Below are 26,853 nucleotides of genomic sequence, written 5' to 3'. Positions count from 1 at the left end.
AAAAGAGCCCCACACGTTTTGGGGCTCTTTTGTAGAAAACAGGCTAAAAACGAAGCTTAGAACCGAAAGAAGGTGTTGGTGCCGCCCACTTTTCCGCCGAAGTTTCTAATGTTGTAAGTAAATGTGACCAGACCGTATCGGCGCAAGACCACCGTCTGAAAGTCTTCCACAAAATTCTCCCTGATGGCCCGGTACGCACCAATGTTCTGGTTTAGCAGGTCATAGACAGAAAACTTGAGCTGGGCGCGGTCATTCTTCATGAACAGGAACGTGACGCCCGCGTTCAAGCGGCCATTGTCCTTGCGCAGGCTCGGGGCTACGTTGGAGTTGTAGGAATAGTCAAAGGTGGCCTCCCAGACCAGGCGCTTGGGCAGGCGCACCACCACGCCGGTTCTGGAGGTCTTGGTGTTAAAGCTGATGTCTGGAATGGCATTGGAGGTGTAGGAACTGTTGCGCAAGCCCAGGGTAAGGGTCTCGTTGAATTCTACTTTGTCATTGAGGTTCATGCTGGCCTTGACGCTGGGGTTCCAGGAGACGTTCTGACCGTAGCTGCGCACGTCATTGACAATAATCAAGGACTTGGCATAGTTGAACCAAACCGAGGCGCCCACAGAGAACTGGCGCTTGCCGTCAAACTTAAAGTCCTTGTTCACGTCTGCGTTGGCGTTCACCTGCCAGTTGCCGTCTGTGTTGACTGGTCTGTACGTCTGCACCTTGGTTACCTGGTCAATGGTTCTGGAACGGGTCACGGCGTCTTTGCTCATGCTCCCAGACAGGTACGCCCAGTAATTGATGGAGTGCTTGGCGTCAAACTTACGGTAGTTCAGGTTCACGGAGTTGGAAATGGTAGGCTTGAGGCCCGGATTCCCTTCTTGAATGAAAAGCGTGTTAGAGTAGTCCGTAACGGGTTGCAGGTCGGCGGCAGAGGGTTCGCGCACGTTCACGTTGTAGCTCAGGTTAAAGCCCTTGTACGCCGCCGTCAAGGACGGGAACACGTAGAAATACTCCTGCGGAATGTCTGCGGCTTTTAAGAACGTATTCTCAATGTTGAGCAAGGTAAAGCGCACGCCCGGCTGTAGGGTAAAGTCTTTGTACTTCCACTTTAAGCTGGTGGTAAGGTAATTGCGCCAGCCGCTGCGCTCTACTTCATCTGAGAGGGCAAATATCTGGTCTGGGTACTCGCCGGTGTCTCTGTTGCCGTCAAAGGTGTTGACCAGGTTCTGGTTCTCAAAATACTCGGTGTTGATCCTGGCCACGCCGCTCAAGGTTTTGCTGATGGGTTCTGTAAACGAGAAGGACGTATTGACCGCCGTGTTGTTCACCTCATTGTCGCGCAGTTGGTCAATATACTCAAAGCGCTGGCTGGGCTTGAAGAAGCGGTCTGCGGCGGTGTAGTACTGCTGCTGGTCCCCCAGGTTGAAGTTGTAGTTCCCGAAGAAGTTGAACTGACGCCCCTTCTTTTTTGCTGACAGTCGGTCAAAGGCCACCTCACCGGTCAAGGTGACATTGTCGCTTTCCAGCAACTGGTGGTTGTCGCTTTCATTTACCAGCTCACCGTAATTGCCGCTGGTGAGCGTGTAGATTTGCTGATTGGACCTGGTTTTGGCCAGCGTTAAGCCCGGCGTGAGGCTGAAGGTGGTGAGGGAGTCTATCTTCCAGTCCAGACGGCCGCCCAGGCGGTGGTTGCGGCTCTCAGAGAACTGGTTTCTGTCGCGGCGGCTGTTGGTGGTGTCGCGCTCCAGGGTTTGCAGAGAGTTGATCAGCTGGCCTAAATCTGCGTCAATGCCACCGAAGAAGTACTGCAGGTTCAGCTTCAAATCCTTCTTTAAGATGGTGTTGAAGTTACCGCCTGCGCCGCTGGACTGCTGAATGCCGTCCTCGGTGCCGCCAAAAGAGATGCCGTTCACGGCAAAGCCGCCGTCGCTGCGCACCATGATGGTGTTCATGCCGCTTCTGCTAAAGCCGCCAATCCTGGAGATGTCCTCAAACCCGAAGGCCGGTCTATTCAAGTTGTTAGAGTAACCCAGCAAGCTAATCTGAGTGGTGTCCCTGAACACGTTCAAGATGCCACCCGCCTCATACAGGTTCTTGGTGCCTTTGCCGGCGTAGGCTTTGCCAAACGCGCCCTGCTTGATGCCTTTTTTGAGCTTTAGGTTAATCACCTGCGGAATCTCATTCACGGGCAGGTCTGGGTCGCGGCGCACGGCGTCTGGGTCATTGACCACCTGCACTTTCTCAATCATGTCGGCCGGCAGATTACGCGAGGCCACCTTAGGGTCATTCCCGAAGAACTCCTTGCCGTCCACCAAAATCTTGTTCACGCGCTTGCCATTCACAGAGATGTCGCCGGCCTGGTCCACGGTCACGCCGGGCAGCTTCTTCAACAAGTCTTCCAGCAAGGCGGTGGGCAGAGTTTTAAACGAGTTGGCGTTGAACTCCAGCGTGTCCTTGCGCACAATGATGGGCGGCGTCTCTGCGGTGATGAGCACCTCGCCCAGCACGTTATCGGCCATGGTCATGCCAATCTCGCCCAGGTCCAGATTCGGTTGCTCGGGCGTGAGCCTGAACTCTTTGCGGTAAGTCTTGAAGCCGGTCATGGAAATGACAATGCGCAGGGGCTGGTTGAGCGCCAGCCCAGGCACCTTGAACGCGCCCTTCTCATCACTTACTCTAAAGGTGACTAACGCAGTGTCTTGGGCGGTGTAGACGGCAATGGTGGCGTAGCCCAGCGGCTCCTTGTGCTGCACGTCCAGCAGCTTGCCCTTCACCTCGCCTTTCTGCGAGAAAGCGTGGCCGGGCAAGAACGTAAGCGCCGCCATAAAGACCAGGAGTAAACATGATTTCATAAAAATGGATTTGACGATGACCAAGTAAAGGTGCTTTTCTTAATGGAGAGTTAATTTTAGCAAAAAGCCCAGGCATCCTTAGCGTCTAGCGCCGTGTTTAACAAAACTTTAACTAGCGCAGCGGTCATCCTTTAAGCAGAGGGGTTACCGTGCAATGAGAAGCATGGATTCTGGAACTTCGTTTTTGGGCTGAATTCTGGAAAACAGGCCAAAAACGAAGATTGGCCTTTCTCAGAAATGCCTTCTTTCAGGAGACGGACCTGTATAACGCTTTGAAAACTAAGCTGGTGAAACTTCGTTGAAAGCAATTCAACCCTATGGGGTATTTCCTTTTCTCGTCACTATTTTCCTACCACTATGAAACGTTCCTTCACTCTTTACACTTCTTGCCTGCTCCTGGCTGCTAGCCTGGGATTTGCCTCCTGCGACAAGGCCCCCAAAGGGGATAAAGCCAAAATCACCGATGAGCAGCAAGCCGCCGAGGCCACCGGCCAGACCTTTCTGGTAGACACCGCGGACTCCCGCGTGCGCTTTATTGGGCACGGCGTGGGCAAGAACCACCCGGGCACCTTCCATTTGGCCTCCGGCGAGGTAGCCGTGGCCAACAACCAGATCACGGGCGGCACCTTCCTCATCAACATCAACTCCCTGGACGTGGAGCAGAAAGAGGAAATGTTCCAAACCAAGCTCAAGCCCCACCTCTTGAGCGGCGACTTCTTTGACGCGGCCAAGTTTGGCACCGCCACCTTTGAGATCACCAAAGTGGCTCCGTATGAGGCCAGCAGCAAGGACACCTCTCTGGTAGAGGGCGCCAATTTTACCGTGAGCGGCAACTTTACCCTGAAAGGCGTGACCAAGAACATCTCGTTCCCGGCGCGCATTGACCTGGATGACAACGGCCTCAAAGCCAAAGCAGACTTTGAGATTGACCGCCGTCAGTGGCAGATGAACTACGGCAATGACAAAACCCTAGGCGACAAGTTCATCTCAGAGACCGTCAACATTGAGTTGGACCTCAAAGCCAAGAAACCCAACGACGTGACCGCCGGCCGGTAATCACCTTTGCCTTTAAAACAAAAGAGCCCGAAGACCAAGCGTTTTCGGGCTCTTTTCATGAAAACAGGCCAAAACCGAAAGTTCCGCCCTGGACGATCAGAACATCTAGCTACTGTCCTAAGCTGACAACTATTTTCTAAGGACGTCCTTCACGGCTTGCTCCACAGTAGACCAAACCGGTGAGGTGGGCGCCACCAAGTCAAAATGGCCGGCGTTGGGCACAATCACTTCCTGGACCAGGTATTGTTTGTGGGAGGAGAACCTGGCTATCCCCTGGGCTTGACTGACCGGCACAATGGGGTCTTTGTCTCCCTGCACCAGACGCACCGGCACTTTCAGGGGTAGGTTTCCCAGCGGCGAGCCTAGGGCGTAGCGGTCGGGGAACTGGTCTGGCAGGCCGCCCATCAGCTGCGGCACGGCGGCATTGCAGCTCCCGGGCGCGGTGGCATAGGCATTTAAATCTGCGATGCCGGCCAAGGCCACCACGCCTTTGACCTTCAGCGGCTTTTTGAGGTAGAGCGGGCTTTCCTTGGGCAGCTTCTGGCGGGTAGCTGTCCAGAGCGCCAGGTGCCCGCCCGCCGAGTGACCCATCACCACCACCTCTTTCACGTTCAGCGGGTGTTGCCTGGCTAGCTGCTTCACAAAATCCACGCCCTGTCCTACATCCAGAAACGTGCCCGGCCAGCCGCCACCCGGGTTGCCCACGCGCCTGAACTCCAGGTTCCAGGTGGCATATCCGGCTTTGGTCAAGGCGGCGCTGAGGTGGTTCATGTACTGGTAATTGTACTGGGCCAGCCAACAGCCCCCATGAATGACCACCACCACTGGGAACGGTCCTTTGCCTTGCGGCAGGCGCAACTCCCCGAACTGCAGGGAGTCTTTTCCATAGGCTATCTTCTGGCCCGGCGCCGGCATGGGCAGCTGCATCAAGTCCTGCCAAGTGACTAGTTTAGGCGCGGCGGTTTGGGCGTGCGCGAACGGGCAGGCAACACACAGAAACAGGAAAAACAGACAAGCGGCAAGGTCCTTCATGGTGGGGCAAAATAGGTTCTGGGTTAGAAGCGAAAGCTACTCATTTTGTTTTGAACCATACCCCTTGAGCTGCAGGCTATAAATCAAAAGAGCCCGACCACTTTCGTTTTCGGGCTCTTTTGATGAAAACAGGGCAAAAACGAGTCTGCCCGGTTTACAAGTTATGTTAGAGAGGTTGAATTATCCTTTGCTGGATTTCGGGTCGCTGCCTCTAGGGAAGGTACGCTCCTCTTCTATCTTACCATCTTGTTTATGGATGATGACGGAACTAGTGTTATGGTTCTTGGCTATCTCAATGGTTTTCTTCACCACTTCCTGCTTGTTGGTACCTGTCACCGAGGCACGCTGTCCGTCCTCCAACTTGCCTTCCCAACCTTCTTCGGTTTTATTCACGTGATATATCTTTCTGTCTGCCATAGCTTTCTGCACGTTTGGTTAGGTGCATTTTTACTGTGGGGAGGAGGAGAAAGTTTCGAGCTCATACAACCTTGGTTTAGATTCATTATATTGAAGAACAGTAAATAAGATTTTATAAATACTTATAATGAAACAATGAAAGATTTTTTAGACAGCGCTTCTGCATTTTCTTTAAGCTTGAAAGAGCTATTCTCTAACTATTCAATTTTAAGATTTCTAAAGGGAATTTCGCCTCTAATCATCATTCTTTTATCTGGAATAACCATTTATGAATTATATAGCTCGCATTTTTACTATGAAAAATTAGAAAAGAAAATATCACTTGTTGATAAAATTAGAAAAGTCAGCATAGATAATACATCGATTAAGCAAAAGGCAGATGATGAATTACTTTTAATTCTCGCCGAGGTTAATCATAGTCCTGTTTCTCAACCTCATTCAATATTCTTTTCCTCAATATTGAGTGAGCAAGCTTTGGATATTTTTTTAAAGATTCTAGGTGCTGTCATTATTCCTTTAGGTGTTATTATAGCTAGTTGGAACGATATTGATTCGACTAGTAAAATAACAGGTGCATTTATTTTTATTGTTTTCTTTGGAGTTACTTCGATTTTTATTCCTACAATTTATAGCTCTTGGGTAAACTTTGCATTAATGCCAGTTTTGCAAATTCTAATCTTACTACCCTTTATGAAGAAGGAGCAAAAAATCATTTAGGGTAAAGTTAGAGTAACTCCAAAAAAATCATCATACACAAAAACCAAAAGAGCCCGAAGACTTTCGTTTTCGGGCTCTTTTCTGGGAAATAGATGAAAAACGGACTTAGTCCATTAGCTTCTTGTAGCGGATGCGCTTAGGCTCAACGTCACCCAGACGTTTCTTCTTGGCTTCCTCGTAGTCAGAGAAGTTTCCTTCAAACCAAACTACCTGTGAGTCGCCCTCGAAGGCCAGGATGTGAGTGGCAATTCTGTCCAGGAACCAGCGGTCGTGGCTGATGACTACAGCGCAACCGGCAAAGTTCTCCAGCGCGTCTTCCAGGGCCCGGATAGCATTCACGTCCAGGTCGTTGGTAGGCTCATCCAGTAGTAATAAGTTGGCGCCTTGCTTTAGGGTCATGGCCAGGTGCACGCGGTTGCGCTCACCGCCCGACAGCACGCCCACTTTCTTCTCCTGATCGCCGCCGCTAAAGTTGAACTTGCTCACGTAAGCGCGGGCGTTCACTTGACGTCCTGCCAGGAGCATGGTCTCGGTACCGCCCGAGATGGTTTCAAAGACAGACTTGTTGGGGTCCAGGCTTTCATGCTGTTGGTCTACGTAGGCGAACTCCACGGTTGGGCCCACGTTGATGGTGCCGGCGTCTGGCGTCTCGCGGCCCGTAATTAATCTAAACAAGGTAGACTTACCCGCACCGTTCGGCCCGATGATGCCCACGATACCCGCCGGTGGCAGGTTGAAGGATAGGTCTTCAAAGAGAAGCTTGTCGCCGTAGGCTTTCTTCAGGTGCTCGGCCTCAATGACCACGTTCCCCAAACGCGGACCGTCTGGGATGAAGAGCTCCAGTCTCTGTTCTTTTTCTTTGGCTTCCTCAGAGGCCATTTTCTCATAGTTGCCTAAACGCGCTTTAGACTTGGCCTGACGTGCCTTCGGACTCATGCGGGCCCACTCCAATTCGCGTTGCAAGGTTTTCTGACGCTTGCTTTCGGTTTTTTCTTCTTTGGCCAGACGCTCAGATTTCTGCTCTAGCCAGCTGGTGTAGTTTCCTTTCCAGGGAATACCCTCGCCGCGGTCCAGTTCCAGAATCCAGCCGGCTACTTTGTCCAGGAAGTACCTATCGTGGGTGACGGCTATGACGGTGCCTTTGTAGTGTTGTAAATGTTGCTCTAACCAAAGCACAGACTCGGCGTCTAAGTGGTTGGTAGGTTCATCTAACAATAACACGTCTGGCTCTTGTAACAACAGGCGGCAGAGGGCTACGCGGCGTTTCTCACCCCCGGATAGGTTACCAATCACGGCTTCGCTTGGCGGCGTGCGCAGGGCGTCCATGGCGCGCTCCAGTTTGCTGTCCAGGTCCCAGGCACCCAGGTGGTCCAGGCGTTCCTGCACTTCGCCCTGGCGGGCAATGAGCTTGTCAAAGTCGGCGTCTTCCTGGGCGAAGGCCTCGTTGATTTCGTCAAACTCCTTTAAGAGGGCCACCGTTTCGGCTACGCCTTCCTGCACAATCTCCATCACGGTTTTGGTAGGGTCCAACTGTGGTTCCTGCTCCAGGTAGCCCACAGAATAGCCCGGCGAGAACGCCACTTCGCCTTGGTAGGCCTTGTCCACGCCGGCAATCACCTTCAGCAATGAAGACTTACCAGAGCCGTTTAGACCCAGCACGCCAATCTTGGCGCCGTAAAAGAAAGAAAGGTAAATGTTTTTAAGAACCTGTTTCTGGGGAGGGTAAATCTTGCTTACCCCCGCCATGGAAAAGATGATGGTTTCGCTGCTCATAGACCTGTTGGGTTGGTTAGATACTGGTGCTTAGCCTCTAAGAAATCGTTTTTGGCTTAGTTTCACAAAAACAGCCCAAAAACGTACAAGAACATTCCCACCATGAAATCAGTATGTATGCAGACGTCCGGCAATGGTTTGTTCTGGCCAAGGCTCGCAAATATCGCAAATTTGGCGGTGCGGGGTTATGAAAATTGACGGCAATTCATAAACTTGTAGAAAATATAGACTATTCATTTTTTAGAAAATAATCCAGTTGATGGAAACCAAAGATTTGTCTGAGGAAGCCCATAAGTTCGGCTACGTGGAGGGAACCCAGGTGTGGCTTAAGCCATTCATGAATTTCCCGGCGCGCCAGGTAGGCGAAGTTAAAGAGGTGCCCGAAGATTCCCTGCTCTACTTCGCGAACCGTTTTGAGAACTTTAGACAGAAGGTAGACAGCCTGCTGGAGAAGATAGAGACCTCTGAGAACAAAGGTTCTTTCTTGATGAAAGTCCTGCACCTGAAAGAACAGGTGGAGAAATATGACGCCATTGGTGACTTTGAGGCCTTGCACCACCGCCTCACCGCGGCCGAGGACGAGATAAAAGACGCCATTGCCAAGAACCGTGACAAAAACCTGTCTACCAAGGTAACGCTCATCCAGCAGGCCGAAGAACTCATTGACAGCATTGACTGGCAGGAGACCTCTGACAAGCTCAAAGAGATGCGCCAGACCTGGATCAAGACCGGCCCCGTTGACAAGAGCCTGACCGACGAACTGGAAGAGCGTTTTAGAACCGCCGTAGAGGCCTTCTTTACCCGTAAGAAAGAGTTTTTCCAGGACAAGAAGGACATGCTTTCCCGCACTATTGACAAATACAAGGCGCTTATTGCCCAGTCAGAGGCGGTCAAGAACTCTGAGGAGTGGGAAGAGACCAGCAAGAAGCTCAAAGACCTGCAAAACCAGTGGAAAGAGATAGGCGGCAACCTGCCCCGCAAGATGTCTAATGACCTCTGGAACAGTTTTAGGGCGGCCAACAACCATTTCTTTGAGCGCCTTAAAAAGCACATCAACAGCCAGAAGACCGAGTCTAAAGACAAGTACTTAGAAGACAACCTAGCCAAGAAAAAAGCCCTTGTAGCCGAGGCCGAGGAACTCCTGGAGAGGCCTACCTCAGAAGCTGTGGCCCGCGCCAAAGAACTCCAAGCCGCCTGGAAGAAAGTTGGCCCTGTCAAGCAAGACGAGTCTGACATTGTCTGGGAAGGATTCTTAGTAGCCTGTGACAAGATATTTGAGCTGAGCAGCCTGGAGCATTACATGCGCAAGCGTCCGTTGCCAGAGGGCAAGAACTCTGAGAATGACCAGATCCATGCCCGCATCAACGCCCTGCGTGAGTTCATCAAGTCTGACAAGGCAGAACTAGAGGTATTGCAAACCAACCTGGACCGCCTGCACCCTAACCAGAGCAATGAAACGTTCAGGACTATGCTGGAAGGAAAGATCAAGAACTTCAATAGAAAACTGCGCACTAAAAACGAGTTGATTGAGCTCTTGAAGAAAAGAACCACCTCTTCCAGCAACAAAATAGCCTAAGTCTATCGTAAGCCGTTTGAGTTTAACTAACAATGAACCAAACGGCTTACGCTATGAAAAAATACCTTCTACTCCCCTTCCTCGTTCTTCCGTTGCTGTCGCAGGCCCAAAGCACCAAGGGTCCTTACATTGGCGTGACCACGCAGTTCCAAAACACGTGGATCATCAATGACGAGCAGTACGAAGACGTCAACTACGAGCATAAGTTTACCACCAAATGGGCGCCCTTCGGCATTACCGCCGGCTACAAGTTCAATGAGAACCACAACCTGCAGGTAGAGCTCATCCGGTCCAAGCAAGGCGAAAACTTTGACATTGTAGACGTGAACGGTGACAAGACCGGCGAAAAGGAGATTGACCTGGTCTACTGGAACGTGCCTTTGCTGTTCAAGTACACCACCACTGGTAGAATGCGCTTTAACTTCCACTTCGGGCCGCAGGTGAGCTTCTTGCAGAAGGGAACGGAGACTAACCGTTTAAACCGGACTGCTACTTATCACCAGAAAGGCGATGAATACAGAGTACCCGGTGGCAATTTCTTGCTGGCCTCTACAGATGAGGAGGACCGCCAGAAGGACAGCCGCGTGGGCAGTTTCAACAAGTATGACTTGGGTGGCGCTGTAGGTGCCGGGGTGGAGTTGGACGTGAACTCCAACACCTACATTAGTGCCAACCTGCGCGGGCATTACAACTTTGTGAACATCCGTAAAGAGGAGAACATCAATGACAAGACCTTGCCCGAAGCCCAAAGAAGAGACCCAGATTGGTACAACCTTCGTCAGAACCTGGTGATTGGCATCCAGGTGGGGGTGCATTTCTTGTTCAACACCGGTGACGGCACCAGCCCGGCCCGCCACGAGTAGGAAAAAACACCCAAAAACCTCAACATTTTTCAGTGTGACGCGTTGTGCAACTATCAATGCCTGCACAGCTTTGAGAAGAATGTTTGATTTGTCAATCTTAATTCTATTTTTGCAACAATTAACAGCTATACTTTAAGGAGATTTTACTATGTATTGGACACTGGAACTAGCCTCTTACCTGGAAGACGCACCATGGCCGGCCACCAAGGATGAATTGATTGACTACTCTATCCGCTCGGGCGCGCCCATGGAAGTAGTAGAAAACCTACAAGCCCTGGAAGACGATGGTCAGCCATACGAGAGCATTGAGGAGGTTTGGCCGGACTACCCGACCAAAGAGGACTTCATGTTCAACGAGGACGAATATTAATAATGAATAATGACTAATGATTAATGATTAAAGGAGCATCTCCAGAACTATTAATCATTAGTCATTAATCACTAGTCATTATTTTGGCCATTTTAGAGATAAGAGAATTGGTTGCGGGGTACGCGGAGCGCGTGCTAATCCGCAACCTTTCTTTTTTAGTGCCCACCCCCACCTTCATTGCCATCATTGGGCACAACGGCAGCGGCAAGTCTACCTTTCTCAAAGCCTTGACCGGCCAAATTCTTTACAAAGGACAGGTGTTGGTGAAAGGCCAGCCTTTGCCCACGCGTACCGGTGCCATGGCCCGCACACTTTCTTATCTGCCCCAGAAGAACAACGTGGCCTTCCCTATTCTGGCGCGTGAGTTGGTGGTGATGGGACTGTTCAGGAAGAAGCGTTTGCTGGAGCCCTATACCGCCGCAGACTACCAGCGCGTAGAAGAGGTATTAGACCAACTGCACATCTCCCACCTCAGTAACAGGACCTTCACAGACCTTTCTGGTGGTGAGCAGCAACTGGTGTGGCTGGCACAACTGATGTTGCAGGAAACGCCATTGGCCTTGCTAGATGAGCCTACCCAGCAACTAGACGTGTACCACAAGAAACGCGTCTTTGACTTGATGACCTCCTGGGTGCAAGACCAGCAGAAGACCGTGCTCTGCATCACGCATGACTTGTTGAACCTGCTCCCTATGCAAGGCTACCTGCTCAACATCTCCCAAGCCAATCCGCAACTAGAGAAGATCACGCCTGAGACGGTATTGGCCCACCAGCAGTTTCTGGAGAACCGACCGGTCTTCGCTCAATAATTCTGTTTAGAATCAATTTTCAGCAAGCCGCTAAGGTCTTTAGAATCAACAGATGTTTGGAAGGGGCTTCGTTTTTAGCCTCTCTTCTGGAAAAGAGGCCAAAACCGACCTTTACCTGGTATTGAGCTTGAGTTTACTTGATGGGAATCCAGACTTGCTCTTCAGAGGCGGGGTTGGTATGGCCTAAGTACTTTTCGCCCATCACCTCAAAATGCGGCCGGTGGTCCAGGGTGTACCCAGACGTAGGTAACCACGTCCCGAAGATATGGCCCGCCGTCACATGAAACTCACTGGAAATGCCCTTGTGTAGAAACACGGCATACTTCCCGGCGGGCACTACCAGCAATTCTAGGCCTTCTGGCAGATGCTCTACAGTGCTCACTTCTACTGCCGCCCACTTCTCAAACTTGGTATTGGGATCCACTACCTGACTAAAGAAGTTGACCGGGTACTCCTGCACTGAATACAACTCCTGTCCCACTCTATGGGCAATCTCGCGGTGGCGCGGCATGAACTGTTGCCAAAGTGCTGGTGCGTTGTTTTCTACCAGGCTGGTGGTGATGCGCAGGCCTGCCAGGCGCTTCTCAGCTAAGTCAACAATCTTTGGGTCTTCCATGAACGGGTAGGATATTGGTTTTAGACGAATAGGCCAATGAGGCAACTGCTAGGGCAACAGACCGGCGCGCTCGGCGGCCAGAATGGCCTCTGCCAGGATCATGTCTTCGGGGGTGGTGAGTTTGATGTTCTGGTAAGAACCTTCCACCAAATGAATCTTATGCCCGAACTTCTCCACCACAGAGGCGTCATCGGTGAACTGGGAGCTCTCACCCTGCTCATAGGCGCGGCGCAGCAACGGCAACCTGAAGCACTGCGGCGTCTGCACCATTTTATAGGCATTTCTATTCACGGCTTTGGAGACGTTGCCCGTCACGCGCCTGATAGAATCCTTCAAGGCTACGGCCACTACGGCGCTTCCCAGTTCGTTGGCTGTCTCAAAGGCGTTATGAATGATATCCTGGGTCACAAAGGGCCGTACGCCGTCATGCACGGCCACCACCCCGTCCTCATAGATGCGCAGGGCCGCCAATCCGTTCTGCACCGACTGGTACCTGGTCTTTCCACCGGCCACTAAACTATGCCGCACCTGAAAACCATGTAGCTGGCAGAGTTCCTGCCAGCGGGCCATTTCGGGTTCTGGCAACACCAGTACAATGGGCATGACCGGATTGTAGGTGTGAAAGCGCAACAGGGTGTGCATTAACACAGGCAGGCCTGCCACCGGCAGAAACTGCTTGGGCAAGGGGGCATTCATGCGGCTGCCAGAGCCGCCGGCCACTACAATGGCATAGGTTGGGTAAGGAGGTGTTTGCATGGACAGTGCAAAATACAGAAAGGAAAGAAGGCCACCAGCAGGATCAAGCGTTTTTGGGCTGTTTTCTGAAAATCAGGCTAAAAACGAAACGGACCAAACCGCAAAAAGAAAGCAACGGTGCTTTAGACGTGGAACAGGTTCTGCAATTTACTATTGGTGCGCAAGCCTGACAGGGCCTCGTCACTCAATGGCTTGTTCAGGAAATCAACCACAAAGTCATACTGCTTGGCGCGCGCAAAATCCTCTGGGTCAACGGTAGAGGAAAGCACCACCACGCGCGTCTCTGGGAACAACACTTGGTATTTACGTAAAAAGCCGTCCAAAAAGTCCCAGCCGTTCATGATGGGCATGTTCAAATCCAGGAAGACCAAGGAAGGCGCCTCGCTTGCGGCTACATCCTGCAATCCTGCTGTCAGGTTCTCAAAAAAATCAAGCCCCTGTTTGCCGTTGGTGAGCTTGACTACCTTTTGGGCGAATCCATTCAGTTCAAGGACCAGCTCACTGAGCATGAGGGCGATCTCATCATCGTCAATTAACAATACTTTGTCCACCATGATCTACTGCGTCTTAAACTGAAGCACAAAGGTAGTTCCTTTATTTACCTCACTGCTTACAAAAATAGTACCGCCCATGGCTTTTATCTGTGAGTGGACAATGTAAAGGCCCATCCCCTTGCTGTCGGCGTGGTCATGGAACCGCTGGTATAGGCCAAAGATGCGGTCTCCGTACCTGTTCAAATCCATGCCCAGGCCGTTGTCTGAGAATGAAAGCTCTAGCATATCTTGGTTACGCTCTGTTTTCAAATGCACCTGCAAAGGTCTTTCTGGAGAGCGGTATTTAATGGCATTGGACAGCAGATTCAAGAGGATGCTATGCAGATAGCCCGCATTACCCACCACCTCATGGCCACCCGAGAAATCTACCTGCACTTGGGCCTGCGCTTCTTGCAATAGACGGTCCAGAGATGCCTGCACTTTCTCAAAGGCAGAGGCCAGAGAGAGGCGTTCCTTCTTGAGGGCTACGTTGTTCTTGATGATGAGAATTTCCAGCAGATCATCAATGACGTGGTTCAGCTTCTGGGTAGACTCCTTGAATTTCTCCACCAACAGCCGGTTCCTGCCTTCGGGAATGGCCTCCAAGTCAATCAGGTTGGAGATGCCCACCAAGTTAGACAGAGGTGCGCGTAGGTTATGCGAGGTGATAAAAGAGAACTGCTTGAGGTCTGCGTTGTTTTGGGTGAGTTCGGCAATCAAGACCTCCCGCTCTGCCAGGTAGTTTTTACGGGCAGTGATGTCTTGGTGCACAAACAACCAGTAGGCGTGCTCACCGGCTTTGTTGTAGATGGGAATGGACTCCAGATGTGCCCAGTATTTCTCCCCGTTTTTTCTGTAGTTGATTAACTCAACCTCGTATGTTTCACCGTGGGCAATGGCCTCACTAAACTTTACCAGGGCTTCTTCTTGAGACCACAGCTCACTAGGGCCGCTCAGCATTTTCAGCTCTTTGCCCAGCACGTCTTCTGGCGTGTAGCCGGTTAACTGGGTAAAAGCGGGGTTCACAAAAATGGTTTCCAGCTCGTTCCCCGGCACAGGGTCTACTTTGCTGATAGCAATTGCGTCTTTGGTGTTGGTGATGACAGACTCCAAAAGCCGAAGCTGCTGCTCCTCTTCTTTTTTCTGGGTGATGTCCGTCAAGAGCACAAAGAACAGGTCTACTTCTGAGTTGGAATCCTCTAAAGGTTGTATCTGTAACCTGAACCAGTATTTCTGACCAGTTTTGGAGTATTGGATCAATTCGCACTCAAAGGGCAGATGCTGGTCCATGTGCACGTGAATCTGCGCAATGGTGGCGGGGTCTGTTTCTTCGCCGTTCATGAGGCTGCCCGGCGATTTCCCCAGCACTTCTGTGAGGGTCCAGCCCATCATGCGGGTAAAGGCGTCATTGACCCAATGCAACTCGCCGCCTAATTGCAGGATAAGCACCCCGTTACTGGTTTCTTTGGCAATAACAGAAAGCTTGCGCAACTCTTCCTCGGCGTGCCGGCGCTCTGTAATGTCATGGACGGCGCCCACCATTCTAACTGCGTTCCCAGCCTCGTCCCTTATGATAAAGCCGCGCTCCTCTATGTAAACGGTGGCACCGTCTTCTCTAATAGACCTGTATTCTATCTGCCATTTATTAGCCTGCCTATCTTGCAAGGTCGCGTCTAACGACTGACTGGTAGATTCTTTGTCCAGGGGGTGCAGAAGGCTTGTCCAGAAATCAAGGGTGGAGTTCTGCGGAGTTCGCTTAAAGCCAAACACCTTCTCAAAGCCTATGCCCCAGTACAGACTGTTGTTTACAATGTCCCAGTCATAGATGGCGTCATTGGTGGCCGCGGTGGCCAGGTGGTACCGGTCATTGCTCTGGCGCAGGGCTTCTTCGGCTAGCTTACTTTCCAGGATGAGCTGCAACAGGTTCCTGATGCTGTCCAGAGAGCTTTCTTCTGCCGGGGTGGGTGCTTTTACCTTACGGTAGTACACCGCCAGCGTGCCCAACACCTGCTGGTTGCCACCAATGATGGGAAAGGACCAGCTCGCCTTTAAGCCATAGGACAAGGCTAGGTCTTTAAAAGCTGACCAACGTTTGTCATTGGCAATGTCTGTGACTATGACTTTTTCCTTAAAGAAGGCCGCTGTTCCACAGGAGCCCACATTGTCTCCAATAGGCGTACCGTTGAGCAACTCACCGTAGCTTGCAGGAAGGCTGGGCGCGGCAAACGTATAGAGCTTGTCGCCTTGCAGGCGCATAAAAGACAGCAGCATGTCCCCGTGGATTTTCTCAATGCCAGACAGGTAAAAGGCAATGGTTTCTTGAAGGGAATAATGGGGCGAGGCGTTGCGTTCCAGGACTTCTTTGCCCAGACGCTCTAAAGCCACAATGCGCTTGTATTCTGCCAGGTCCAGTTCTGCGCGGCTAGAATCTAGGCGAGTTCCCAGCGAAGATGGGTGGGTCTGCTGCTCCCGTAGCAGGTGCAGCTCTCCCTTGGTTACGTACAGTTCTTCCTGCAACCGTTGAAGGCGCTTTTTGGTCTCCTCCAGCTCACGTTCCAACTCCTGCACGTCCTGCTTATTCTGGCCCGCCTTTGGCGAATGGAGGTAAGCGTCTTCTGCAAACAACATATCCCTTTTTAGTCTTCTTTACCTTATAAAACAACCAATCTGCCTTTTGTCATCAGGTACCTGAAAAAAGGCCTTGTAAATACGCTTTGTGGGGGAGGAAAACGGCTGTGCTTATGGGTAGGCGCCTCTAATGATGGCTGGGGAACATCTTACGCGTCAATCAACTTCACAAAATCCAACTCCTAAAGATACTTGGTCTGCATGGAGCCTCAAAAGAACAGCGCTTTATTTTTTTCTACGCCAAACCCACCACCCTAAAAAACAAAAACGCCTTGACCAGAGCCAAGGCGTTTTTGGGTTGTTTTGGCCAAAAGAGGCCAAAAACGAAAGACTATAGAATCAACATCACGTCGCCGTAGCTAAAGAACTTGTACTCTTCTTTAATGGCGGTTCTGTAGGCTTCCATGACCAGGTCATAGCCACCAAACGCCGCAGCCATCATCAACAAGGTAGATTCTGGCATGTGGAAGTTGGTGATAAGGCTGTTGGCAATTTTGAAGTCATACGGCGGGAAGATGAAGCGGTCTGTCCAGCCCTCGTTTGCCTTAAGGCGGTTGTTGGCAGACACAGAAGACTCCATGGCGCGCATAGATGTGGTACCAATGGCACACACGCGCTTCTTGTTGTCTAAGGCGCGGTTCACAATGGCAGCGGTCTCTTCTGTTACAAAGAACTGCTCAGAGTCCATCTTGTGCTTGGTCAAGTCCTCTACGTCTACCGGACGGAACGTACCCAAGCCCACGTGTAAGGTGATAGGTGCTACGTCCACCCCTTTCAACTCCAGGCGCTTTAATACCTCTTTGGTAAAGTGCAGACCGGCGGTTGGAGCGGCTACGGCGCCTGTGATCTCGGCGTATACCGTTTGGTAACGCTCCTGGTCTTCTGGCTCTGGCTCGCGCTTGATGTACTTAGGCAGAGGCGTCTCACCTAGGTCATGAATGGTTTTATAGAACTCCTCATCTGTGCCGTCAAACAAGAACTTGATGGTACGGCCTCTAGAGGTGGTGTTGTCAATAACTTCAGCTACCAGGTCACTTTCGCCAAAATACAGCTTGTTGCCTACCCGTATCTTGCGCGCCGGGTCTACCAACACGTCCCATAAGTGAATGCGCTTATCCAGCTCACGCAACAGGAACACTTCAATCTTGGCACCGGTCTTCTCTTTGTTGCCGTACATGCGCGCCGGAAACACTTTGGTGTTGTTGGTCACCATCACGTCGCCTTCGTCAAAATACCCAATGATGTCCTTGAAGATTTTGTGCTCAATCTTGCCGCTGTCACGGTGTAGCACCATCATGCGGGCCTCGTCACGGTTCTGGGCCGGATGTGTGGCCAATAGACCTTCGGGCAGGTCAAATCTAAACTCTGATAACTTCATATTTAATATTACGGTATTAAAATATCTACAAAAATAGAGGGCAAAGGTAGGCAGATTGTCTTAATTTATTTTACTTTTAGCCAACTAAGTTAACTTAAGGGGTAGAATGATCTATTTACGGCTAGTTTTTGAAAGTCTCCGCTTTGCGATGCAGGCCCTGAAGTCCAACCTGTTACGCACGTTGCTTTCCTTGCTGGGCGTGACCATAGGAATCTTTGCCATCATCTCTGTCTTTACGGTGGTGGACTCTTTAGAGCGAAGCATTAGGCAGAGCATGAGCTTTGTGGGCGAGCGCATCATCTACATTGAAAAGTGGCCCTGGATTTTTAAGGGGGATGACATGCCTTGGTGGGAGTACATGAAGCGTCCGCCGGCTACCGTGCGGGAGTACCGTTACCTAGAAGAAACCCTGGAGAACGATGAGGGCGTGGCCATTGTGTCGCGCCGGGGTGGCAACACCTTCAAGCATTTGAATAACAGCATGACCGGCATCATGATGCAGGGCGTGTCGCTTAACTTTAACCAGGTAGCCGAAGTACCCATTGCAGAAGGCCGCTACTTTACCCAACAAGAGGTAGACGGTTCTCGCAACGTAATCATCATTGGCCATGAGGTGGCAGAGAACCTGTTTCCGCAAGGCAACGGCGTAGGCCAGACCCTTAAGGTGATGGGCCAGCGCTTTACGGTGGTGGGTATCATGGAGAAACAAGGTGCCGGGCTGTTTGAGGGCCTGCCTACCAATGACAAGAACTCGTATGTGCCGTTTGGCGCGTTCGGGAAGATGTTTGCCGGCGGCCCCAGGGGCGTACAACCGTCGCTCATGATAAAAGGGCGGGTAGACGACCCTGGCCTGCAGAACCTGGAGTACGAGGTACGCGGCAAGATGCGCACCATACGCGGCCTCAAGCCGTACCAGAACGACAGCTTTGCCGTAAACCGCTCAGAGATGATGCAAGATGAGATTAGTAACCTCTTTTCCATTATTGGTCTGGCGGGCTGGGTGATTGGCGGCTTTTCTATTCTGGTGGGCGGCTTTGGTATTGCCAACATCATGTTTGTGTCTGTGAAAGAGCGCACCAACATCATTGGTATTCAGAAATCACTGGGGGCTAAGAACTTTTTCATCCTGTTCCAGTTCTTGTTTGAGTCTGTGTTCCTGAGCTTGATAGGCGGCGGCGTGGGCATCTTACTGGTGTCTTTGATCACGTTCATCCCAATGGGGTCATTGGAAATAATCCTGACGCCCGGCAACATACTTTTAGGGTTGGGCGTATCGGTCGTGATTGGGGTATTGTCGGGGATCATCCCGGCGGTGATTGCTTCCCACCTTGACCCCGTGGTGGCCATCCGGTCAAAATAAAATCCTGGATCTTAGTCTGAGTCGCTTCTGCTGGATCTTCAAAAAAGGTCCTGCCGGTGTCTGCGTCTCTTACTTTTGCCCGGTTAACCCGTTGTTCCAAAGGCTTACAGACCTTTATCCTGTACACAACCGCTCTCTTGTTTAGAGGGTAACCATCCTATTTAATTACCCGCTCTGTTTTCTGCGTGTTTTCCAGAAAAGAGGGCAAAAACGATTGATTGATATTATGACGAAGTTGAGAAAAACCAGCAAGACCAAGTTGCAAGACGAGGTAAGCAACGTGGGCAGCGGACAGACCATTGTCCAGCCAGACGCCAATGACAACAAAGTATCCTCTTTGCATGAGGCTAAAAAGATGGCCAAGCGCGAGGTCCCCCAGATCTCTGAGGATGACAAGCGCATTAGAGAGGCGTTCACAGACAAGAACTGGAATGAGATTAAAATAGCAGACTCCTGGCAGATCTTTAAGGTGATGTCTGAGTTTGTAGAGGGCTTTGAGAAGATGGCCAAGATTGGACCGTGCGTGTCTATCTTCGGTTCTGCCCGCACCAAGGCAGACAACCCGTACTACATCATGGCCGAGGAGATTGCCGCCAAGCTGGTGCGCCACGGTTACGGCGTAATCACGGGCGGTGGCCCAGGCATCATGGAAGCCGGTAACAAGGGCGCGCATTCAGAAGGCGGACGCTCTGTGGGCTTGAACATCCACTTGCCGTTTGAGCAGTTCAACAACATTTACATTGATCCAGACAAGCTCATCAACTTTGACTACTTCTTTGTGCGCAAAGTGATGTTCGTGAAATACGCCCAAGGCTTTATTGGCATGCCAGGCGGCTTTGGAACGCTAGATGAGTTGTTTGAAGCCATCACCTTGATCCAGACCAAAAAGATTGGCAAGTTCCCGATTGTGTTGGTGGGCAAAGCCTACTGGCAAGGCATGTTTGACTGGATTAGAGACGTAATGTTGCACCAAGAAAGCAACATCAGCCCAGAAGACATGGACCTGGTACACCTGGTAGACAACGCCACAGACGCCGTTAAGGTGATTGACGATTTCTACAGCAAATACCTGTTGTCTCCCAACTTCTAGGAGAGACTATATGGCAGGCCATTTTTGGCTTGTTTCCCAGAAAAGAGCCCGAAAACGAAAGTCTTCGGGCTCTTTTGGTTTTAGGGCAGATGGTTTGTTTCTGGTGTACTAACTTTGGAGACGGAGCGTTCCTTAATTAGCTTCCATTACATGAACACAGACAGTACCAAACGCCAGAAACAAGCACGCGTCTTGCGTGACTTCCGGAAGGTTCACCGGCTCACGGGGGCTTTGCTGTTCGTGTTCTTTTTTGTCATCTCTATTACGGGTCTGCTATTGGGCTGGAAAAAGCACACGGGTGGCATAATACTAGCCAAAACCTATACGGGCACCTCTACCCACCTGCAAGACTGGCTCCCCGTGGACAGTCTTACTAAAAATGCGTTCAACGCCATACAAGACTCTCTAGGCAAAGACACGTCTATGCTCACCCTGGACCGCATAGACATGCGCCCAGACAAAGGCACCGTCAAGTTCCTGTTTGTGGAAGACTACATAGGCGTACAGCTGGACGCTACCACGGGCAAAGTTCTGCACCTGGAAACCCGCCGCGCCGACTTCATTGAAAACCTACATGACGGCTCAATCTTGGACAGGATTCTTGGCTTGGATAGCGGTGTTTTGAAAGTCATCTACAGCACCATCATGGGCGTGGCTTTACTCATCTTCACCATCACGGGCTTCTGGTTGTGGTACGGCCCCAAGCGCATGAAGCAGGCTGCTGCCAGCACCACTCCTACCTCGCCCAGTAGATCGGCCAAACCACTTAGAGGAAACTAGTATCTTCACTATCTTTCAAAGCGACATCTTTCCTTGAGCTAAAAGACAAAGGTGCTTAACAAGGCATTTTGGGGCTATTTTCTGGAAAAGAGGCTAAAAACGTAAGTAACTGAGGCTGTGAATGAAATAGCAACCAGATGCTATTTCAAATCCCCTTCGGCTTTCTTAGATTTGTTCCCCCAATTCTATCTAAACCCTTTCTTGTGCGTTCATCTGTTATTACTAGGTTGCTAGCAGGTATCCTAGCCTTTCTCTTCTTGCTTTTTTGTTTGCCTGAGAGCGTCTCTGCACAAGGGCAGGGCACGTATTGGTACTTCGGGAATAATGCCGCCTTGGATTTTAGATCTGGCACCCCCAAGCCTCTGCTCAACAGCGCCATGAACACCTCTGAGGGTTGCGCCTCCATTTCAGACGCCCAGGGCAACCTGCTTTTCTACACAGACGGCATCACTGTTTGGAGCCATGACCACAAGGTAATGGCAGACGGTACCGGGTTATTGGGCCACTCTTCCACGGCCCAGGCCGCGGTGGTGGTACCTGCACCGGGCCAGCCCCAGCGGTATTATATTTTCACCAACGCCAACAACGCGCAACCCAATGGCCTTAGGTACAGCACGGTAGACATGTCATTGCAAGGCGGCAAGGGACAAGTGGTAGAAAAGAATGTGTTTCTGGCAGCACCGGTCTCTGAAATGGTTACAGCCGTACAGCACATCAACCGGCAGGACATCTGGGTCATTTGCCATGAATACGGCACAGACGCGTTCAAAACCTTTCTGGTCACTAAAAACGGAGTACAGACGAAGCCTATCATTAGCAAAACAGGCAGGGTGCACAAGTTGGAAAACAACAACACCACCGCCATTGGTTGCATGAAGGCATCTCCAGACGGCCGCCGGCTGGCTGTGGCCTCTTATGCGGTGGGGGTTGAAATTTATGACTTTAACGCCTCAACAGGCACTATTTCCAACCCGATCCCCGTCAATGGCTTTTTCAGTGGATATGGGGCAGAGTTTTCTCCAGACATGTCCAAGCTCTACTACACCACTTCTGGCAACTTAGACTTGATGCAGGTCAACCTTTTGGCGGGCAGCCCGGCACTAGTCGCTTCTTCAGCAGTGAAGATTGCCAATATTGGCCAGGACGGCGCCCAGCGCTACGTGGGCGGAAGCTTACAGATTGGCCCCGATGGGAAAATTTACGTGGCCCGGCCCACCAGTCGGCATCTGGGTGTCATCAACCAACCCAACGCATTGGGCGCGGCCTGCCAGTACGTAGACCAAGGCTTGGATTTGGGTGGCGGCATCAGCATGTGCGGACTACCGGTGTTTGTGCAGAGCTTCTTTTATTATGACGGCGAGCTAAAAATGGCCAACACTTGCTTTGGCGAGGAGACCACTTTTAAACTGAACGTGGCCCCCAACGCCCCGGCGCCCCTGTCCACGCTCTGGGAGTTTGGGGACCCAGCCTCGGGCGTCTTGAACACTTCTACCCAAGCCATAGGCAAGCATAAGTTCACTGCGCCAGGTCAATACAAAGTGAAGCTCACCCGCAAGTTCATCAATACCTTAGAGGAGTATACCATTGAGTTTGTGGTGAACCCCTTGCCCAACGTAAACCTGGGTCTAGACCGCCAGGTTTGCCCGGGCACGCCTGTAACGCTGGATGCCACCGTGGCAGGCGCTATCTCTTACCTCTGGAGCAACGGCCTCACCACGCCTACTCTTACTACGTCTACCCCGGGCACGTACTCCGTGCAAGTAACCTCGGCTACGGGCTGCGTGAATACAGACGAAGTAGTCATCTCCTTGCTACCAGTGCCCGTTCTTGAGTTAGGACCACCCCTGGCCCTTTGCGAAGGGGAAACGACTGTGCTCAACGCCACCCCCACTAACGGCGGAAGTGCCACGTACAAATGGCAGGATGGCAGTACCAACCCTACCTTTACCGTCACTAAGCCTGGCCGTTATGAGGTTACCGTCACCAACGCGCAAGGTTGTTCTACTTCAGATTTCATTAACATAAGCTACAAGCCGCTGCCCATCGTGAATTTGGGTCCGGACCGCATACTCTGCACTAATGACCCGCTCACCTTGGGTACGGCCCAAACGGGTGCCACTTACAAATGGTCCACGGGCGCTACTTCGGCTACTATTTCACCAACGGTAAGCGGCACCTACTGGCAGGAAGTCACCATCAACGGCTGTACCTCCAAAGACGAGGTGAATGTGCTTTTCAACCCATTACCGGTAGTTAACCTAGGCAAGGACACTACCTTGTGCGTAGGCCAAACGCTCCTACTGAATGTGGGCCGCGCCAACGCCATCTATAAATGGAAAGACGGTTCTACGCAATCTACCTTGCTGGTCAATGCGCCCGGCACTTACTGGGTAGACGTCACCAATGAATTTAACTGCATCACCCGTGACGAGATCAAGGTCTTCTATCTCATGCCGCCCACCATTGAGCTAGGCAATGACACCACCATTTGCAACGGCGATGTGCTCACCATCGGGCAGGTACTGCCCAACGTCACTTACAAATGGTCTGATGGTTCTACTAATGCCACTTTGGAGGTGACCAAACCCGGTACATACCGCGTGACCGTCTCTCTGCAGGACATCATCTGTATTGAGTCTGATGCCATCACCATAAAGGCAAAAGACTGCGTAGCCGGCTTGTTTATTCCAAACATTTTCACCCCTAACGGAGATGGCATCAATGACAACTTCTTCATCATGGGCTTGCTGTATCCTAGAAATGTGACAGACGCCGTCCATTGGGAACTGTCTGTCTATGACCGCTGGGGCAAACGGGTCTATCACACCAAGGACTACAGAAATGAATGGGAAGGCAAGGGCTTTTCTGACGGCGTCTACTATTACCATTTAGCCAATAGCCAGGACGGCCGCCTGCTCAAAGGTTGGGTGGAGATTGTCCGGTAATTTCTGTTGCTTTACGGTATGGCTACTCTTTCCCTTGACCAAATCACTGAACCTACCCTGCTCCTGAACGAGCAGATTGTCAAGGCCAACATCCAGCGCATGGCCCAGAAAGCCCAGGGCGCCGGAGTGCGCCTGCGTCCGCATTTCAAGACGCACCAAAGCAGACAGATAGGTGAATGGTTTAGAGAAGCCGGCACCACGGCCATCACGGTCTCCTCGGTGAAGATGGCACAGTATTTCGCAAAGCATGGCTGGCAGGACATTACGGTGGCCTTCCCCTTGAACCGACGACAGTTGCCGCAAATTCAGGAGCTGGCTCAACAGATTACCTTGCATTTGGTCATCACTTCTGTGGACGATGTGGCTTTCCTGCGCGAGCATCTGCAAACCCCAGTAAATATCTGGATTAAGGCAGACACTGGGTACGGCCGCACCGGCATCAAAGCCGAAGACATCGCCACGCTGGATGCGGTTTTGAATGAATTGAGGCAACCATCTGCGCATACGTTTCAAGGCTTTCTGGCCCACGCCGGACATTCCTACAAAGCCCGCGGCCAAGAACAGATTGCGGACGTCCACCAACAGACCTTGGACAAAATGCGTGGCTTGAAAGAGCGCTATTCTTCTGACTGGCCTAACCTGCAATTTTCCATTGGCGACACGCCGTGTTGCAGTGTAATGGAAGACTTTGTTGGCATAGATGAGATGCGCCCCGGCAACTACGTCTTCTATGACCTCACCCAGCATCAGATTGGCTCCTGCAAGTTGCAAGACCTTGCCGTAGCCCTGGCTTGTCCCATAGTGGCTCTGCACCCAGACCGAAACGAAGTCATTCTCTACGGCGGCTCCGTACATTTTTCTAAAGATGCCCTGCCTTTGCCTGACGGGAACATCTTTGGCTTGGTAGTGCCTTTAACGGAGAATGGTTGGGGTGCCCCTCTGCCAGATACGGTAGTGGTTTCTCTTTCACAGGAGCATGGCATTGTGCGCACTACGCCAGCGTTGATGCACCATTTTCAGCAGGGAGGTTTGGTGGGCGTTCTGCCGGTGCATTCCTGCTTGACGGCAGATGTGGCTAGAAGCTATTTAACGTTGACAGGTGAACGGCTTGAGCATTTGAGTGGCGTGGTTCTGTAAGACACTCGTAGGAGCTTCGCACACTACGAGGTCTGGCATTTTAGAAGTCTGCTATTCTTTTCCTCTTTGTCATCCTGAAAGCAACCTCGCCGTTTTTGTCATCCTGAAAGGATTTTGGTAGCGAACTAGACAAGCGCTCAAGTAAACACTGTTACAGCTTGCCCACAAGTTCTTTCCTAGATGACAAAAGTGAGCAGATGCGTTTTTGGCCTGTTTTATGAAAAGTAGGTCAAAAACGCATTTTCCCTTTCCTACTTAGCTGTAGCCGGAGGAGCCGTCACTTGGAAAAATTTGTGGGCTTGTACCATTTCTCCTTGCTCTGCAACACCCATAATGGCTACCCTAAAAGTGTCAAGGTCATCTGAGGTTGTGAACTCAAAGGTGGCCCATCCGTCCTTGTCAGTTTTTAACCCAGGAAACCAACCTAAAGAAACTCTTAAATCTGGGATTGTCTCTTGGCCTGAGCTCTCTTGTTTAACTTCTTGAAGGGTGTAAGGCACATCCAAGTGGGCAAACAAAGCCTGAAAGCCCCTTTTTACCAACCTTTCTCTATGGGCAGCACCCTTGGTATTGACTAAGAATATTCCGTTCCAGGCTAGTTGGTCCAGGTTGTTACGGCTGAGGGTTTCTGTTTTCCAGGCAAGCTGAATACTTTCCAGGTCTTTAGGGTCTAGTTGAAGAATCTCATCAATGTCTTTGACCATGACCCCATCCACCAGGTAAAGCGGCTCTTCCTTAAAAAAGTATTTGGTGAACTGGTCAGTATATAAAATCCGGAGTTGGAATTTTCCTTTCTGCTTGCTCAATCTAAGGTTAGAGGTGACTTCCTGGATGGCGCTTTCTGTGGACGCAAAGTCAATGTACTGGTCTAACTTAAACGTCTTATCCATATGCAACGGAATAGGCTGGTACAGCTTCTCATACCTCTTTACCTCATAGGCCTCTTCAAGAAACTGCACCGCCTCCAGCCGTTGCAGTTCTTGATTAACAGAAGCAGAAATTTTTACGGCGGGGTTTGTAATAGGGCTTTGAGCCTCTTGCAACCTTGTTCCCTTGCCAGATGCTCTAGGGAGCGGGAAAACCTCTGTTTCTTTTAGGTGCTGCCTTTTATTCTCTCCGGCCTCAATGGCTTGCCATAAGGCTTCATCCTGATGGTGTTCACTTTTTACATCTCCCCAGGACCGTTGAGGGTCAGCGTATACAGCCACTGACAGTTGCGCATTCCCTACTCCTGCCTGGCCGCTGGTAAGCCTTACCTTTACTGTTACTTTTTCACGGGGCTGGTATTGTTCTTTTGCAGTGAATACTTCGGCCCGAATTAGCTGCGGTGCATGTATTTCTGCGCGCTCTTCTGCCAGCACCTTGCCTTGGTTATCCAGTAGCAGAAACCGAACCTGCTTATCTCTCACTTCTGAGAGTGGGACTTCTAGTTGGCGCAGGTCATCTGTGACGGCTAAGGGACTGCTGTAAAAAACCTTTCCTCCAGCCTCTGCCAAGAGGAAGGCTGGTTGAGTACCCATGCCCAGCACCTGCACCAAGAGGCTCCCTTCTTGCTGGCCTTTCACAATCAAGCGTTCCTTGGCCGCGGCGGCTAATGCATTTCCCTCTATTAGTGTATCTTTTTCTTCAACAGACGCTAGCTGTTCACCTTGGCTGAGCACTGTATGAGAAGGGGTTAGAACGGGGCTCTTCTCTTTTCGCCAATCCTTGGCATTCATGATTAGAATCTTTTTGGAGAACTGCTGCCCTTGGCTAAAATTCTTCATCCAGGCGGTATAGGCCTTCACCTGGTAATACCCCGAAGCCAGATTTTTGGGCAACGCAACGTCACCAGTCGCAGAGTTGTCGGTTACCAAATGAGCTTGGGAGGTTACCTCTTTACCATTGGCATCCCTCACTTCTACATACACCACCTTGCTCAAGCCTGCAGTATCACGGCCAGACAAGTACACGTTAAACCAAAGCTGCTCACCAGCCAGATAAAATGGTTTGTCATGCTGTAAGGCTATTCGTTCTTGTACCAAGGCTGCCTCTACCCTCCTCACCTGCTCCTGCAATGAAAGAGTTTGGGCGTTGCTATGCTGGCTGAAGAATCCAACAACGTTCAGTAGTACAGCCAACAGGAATAGTCTACTTGATTTTGTTAAACAAGGCATACTGCGCACAATGAA

At 51.1% G+C, this 26,853-nt stretch carries 21 protein-coding genes; 11 read left to right on the top strand and 10 right to left on the bottom strand.

All coding sequences use genetic code 11. From position 1 onward, the window contains the following. Nucleotides 1–56 precede the first annotated feature (56 nt). Nucleotides 57–2,846: a TonB-dependent receptor gene (locus TH61_RS08115; protein WP_082780337.1), complete on the bottom strand. Its 2,790-nt coding sequence runs from the start codon at nucleotides 2,844–2,846 to the stop codon at nucleotides 57–59. A 357-nt stretch (nucleotides 2,847–3,203) separates the two neighbouring features. Between TH61_RS08115 and TH61_RS08110 the strand changes: the two genes are divergently transcribed. Beyond that, entirely contained in the window at nucleotides 3,204–3,902 is a 699-nt protein-coding gene (locus TH61_RS08110) for a YceI family protein (protein ID WP_066508131.1), read from the top strand. Between the two features lie 129 nt (nucleotides 3,903–4,031). Here TH61_RS08110 and TH61_RS08105 read toward each other — a convergent pair whose 3' ends face one another. Together TH61_RS08105 and TH61_RS08100 are read right to left on the bottom strand one after the other, a co-directional pair. After that, nucleotides 4,032–4,934, bottom strand: coding sequence for an alpha/beta hydrolase (locus TH61_RS08105; protein WP_231862325.1), 903 nt, complete (start codon nucleotides 4,932–4,934; stop codon nucleotides 4,032–4,034). A 180-nt stretch (nucleotides 4,935–5,114) separates the two neighbouring features. Beyond that, entirely contained in the window at nucleotides 5,115–5,351 is a 237-nt protein-coding gene (locus TH61_RS08100; RefSeq protein ID WP_066508130.1) for a DUF2188 domain-containing protein, read from the bottom strand. Nucleotides 5,352–5,486: 135 nt separating this feature from the next. Between TH61_RS08100 and TH61_RS08095 the strand changes: the two genes are divergently transcribed. After that, a complete protein-coding gene (locus TH61_RS08095; protein ID WP_066508125.1) occupies nucleotides 5,487–6,068 on the top strand; it encodes a hypothetical protein in 582 nt (193 codons plus the stop codon). A 105-nt stretch (nucleotides 6,069–6,173) separates the two neighbouring features. On the opposite strand, the gene ettA is transcribed toward TH61_RS08095, so the two are convergent. Beyond that, the gene (gene ettA / locus TH61_RS08090; protein ID WP_066508123.1) at nucleotides 6,174–7,841 is read right to left on the bottom strand and encodes an energy-dependent translational throttle protein EttA; all 1,668 of its coding nucleotides are present in this window, start codon (nucleotides 7,839–7,841) and stop codon (nucleotides 6,174–6,176) included. 259 nt (nucleotides 7,842–8,100) lie between these two features. On the opposite strand from ettA, the gene TH61_RS08085 reads away from it, so the two are divergent. The 4 genes from TH61_RS08085 to TH61_RS08070 all read left to right on the top strand — a co-directional run bounded on the left by TH61_RS08085 (nucleotide 8,101) and on the right by TH61_RS08070 (nucleotide 11,459). Then, complete coding sequence (locus TH61_RS08085) at nucleotides 8,101–9,417, top strand: DUF349 domain-containing protein (protein ID WP_066508121.1); 1,317 nt, start codon at nucleotides 8,101–8,103, stop codon at nucleotides 9,415–9,417. Nucleotides 9,418–9,470: 53 nt separating this feature from the next. After that, the gene (locus TH61_RS08080; protein ID WP_071887812.1) at nucleotides 9,471–10,280 is read left to right on the top strand and encodes an outer membrane beta-barrel protein; all 810 of its coding nucleotides are present in this window, start codon (nucleotides 9,471–9,473) and stop codon (nucleotides 10,278–10,280) included. A 148-nt stretch (nucleotides 10,281–10,428) separates the two neighbouring features. After that, nucleotides 10,429–10,650, top strand: coding sequence for a DUF2795 domain-containing protein (locus TH61_RS08075; RefSeq protein WP_022821757.1), 222 nt, complete (start codon nucleotides 10,429–10,431; stop codon nucleotides 10,648–10,650). A gap of 83 nt (nucleotides 10,651–10,733) precedes the next feature. Then, the gene (locus TH61_RS08070) at nucleotides 10,734–11,459 is read left to right on the top strand and encodes an ABC transporter ATP-binding protein (RefSeq protein ID WP_231862324.1); all 726 of its coding nucleotides are present in this window, start codon (nucleotides 10,734–10,736) and stop codon (nucleotides 11,457–11,459) included. 133 nt (nucleotides 11,460–11,592) lie between these two features. Here the strand turns inward: TH61_RS08070 and TH61_RS08065 are convergent, their stop codons facing one another. The 5 genes from TH61_RS08065 to queA form a co-directional block, all read right to left on the bottom strand. Next, the gene (locus TH61_RS08065; protein ID WP_066508118.1) at nucleotides 11,593–12,075 is read right to left on the bottom strand and encodes a GyrI-like domain-containing protein; all 483 of its coding nucleotides are present in this window, start codon (nucleotides 12,073–12,075) and stop codon (nucleotides 11,593–11,595) included. Between the two features lie 48 nt (nucleotides 12,076–12,123). After that, nucleotides 12,124–12,831, bottom strand: a complete 708-nt coding sequence (locus TH61_RS08060; protein ID WP_066508116.1) for a 2-C-methyl-D-erythritol 4-phosphate cytidylyltransferase — start codon at nucleotides 12,829–12,831, stop codon at nucleotides 12,124–12,126. Between the two features lie 122 nt (nucleotides 12,832–12,953). Beyond that, nucleotides 12,954–13,385, bottom strand: coding sequence for a response regulator (locus TH61_RS08055; RefSeq protein WP_066508114.1), 432 nt, complete (start codon nucleotides 13,383–13,385; stop codon nucleotides 12,954–12,956). Nucleotides 13,386–13,388: 3 nt separating this feature from the next. After that, nucleotides 13,389–15,992, bottom strand: a complete 2,604-nt coding sequence (locus TH61_RS08050) for a GAF domain-containing sensor histidine kinase (RefSeq protein ID WP_066508113.1) — start codon at nucleotides 15,990–15,992, stop codon at nucleotides 13,389–13,391. A gap of 331 nt (nucleotides 15,993–16,323) precedes the next feature. Beyond that, nucleotides 16,324–17,370 (bottom strand): tRNA preQ1(34) S-adenosylmethionine ribosyltransferase-isomerase QueA, encoded by a 1,047-nt coding sequence (gene queA, locus TH61_RS08045; protein ID WP_066508111.1) that lies wholly within the window; start codon nucleotides 17,368–17,370, stop codon nucleotides 16,324–16,326. 106 nt (nucleotides 17,371–17,476) lie between these two features. On the opposite strand from queA, the gene TH61_RS08040 reads away from it, so the two are divergent. From TH61_RS08040 to TH61_RS08020, 5 genes are all read left to right on the top strand, one after another. Beyond that, complete coding sequence (locus tag TH61_RS08040; RefSeq protein ID WP_066508109.1) at nucleotides 17,477–18,730, top strand: ABC transporter permease; 1,254 nt, start codon at nucleotides 17,477–17,479, stop codon at nucleotides 18,728–18,730. A 355-nt stretch (nucleotides 18,731–19,085) separates the two neighbouring features. Beyond that, nucleotides 19,086–19,820, top strand: coding sequence for a TIGR00730 family Rossman fold protein (locus TH61_RS08035; protein ID WP_082780450.1), 735 nt, complete (start codon nucleotides 19,086–19,088; stop codon nucleotides 19,818–19,820). Nucleotides 19,821–19,970: 150 nt separating this feature from the next. Next, entirely contained in the window at nucleotides 19,971–20,600 is a 630-nt protein-coding gene (locus tag TH61_RS08030; protein WP_066508105.1) for a PepSY-associated TM helix domain-containing protein, read from the top strand. Nucleotides 20,601–20,803: 203 nt separating this feature from the next. Continuing rightward, on the top strand, nucleotides 20,804–23,545 hold the full coding sequence (locus tag TH61_RS08025) for a gliding motility-associated C-terminal domain-containing protein (RefSeq protein WP_197464117.1): 2,742 nt from the start codon (nucleotides 20,804–20,806) through the stop codon (nucleotides 23,543–23,545). Nucleotides 23,546–23,563: 18 nt separating this feature from the next. Continuing rightward, nucleotides 23,564–24,682 (top strand): alanine racemase, encoded by a 1,119-nt coding sequence (locus TH61_RS08020; protein ID WP_071887811.1) that lies wholly within the window; start codon nucleotides 23,564–23,566, stop codon nucleotides 24,680–24,682. Between the two features lie 251 nt (nucleotides 24,683–24,933). Here TH61_RS08020 and TH61_RS08015 read toward each other — a convergent pair whose 3' ends face one another. Continuing rightward, the gene (locus TH61_RS08015; RefSeq protein ID WP_066508103.1) at nucleotides 24,934–26,802 is read right to left on the bottom strand and encodes an MG2 domain-containing protein; all 1,869 of its coding nucleotides are present in this window, start codon (nucleotides 26,800–26,802) and stop codon (nucleotides 24,934–24,936) included. Nucleotides 26,803–26,853: the final 51 nt, after the last annotated feature.

The organism is Rufibacter sp. DG15C, assembly GCF_001577755.1.
Lineage (GTDB): Bacteria > Bacteroidota > Bacteroidia > Cytophagales > Hymenobacteraceae > Nibribacter.
This window is presented reverse-complemented; position numbering and strand designations above follow the sequence as displayed.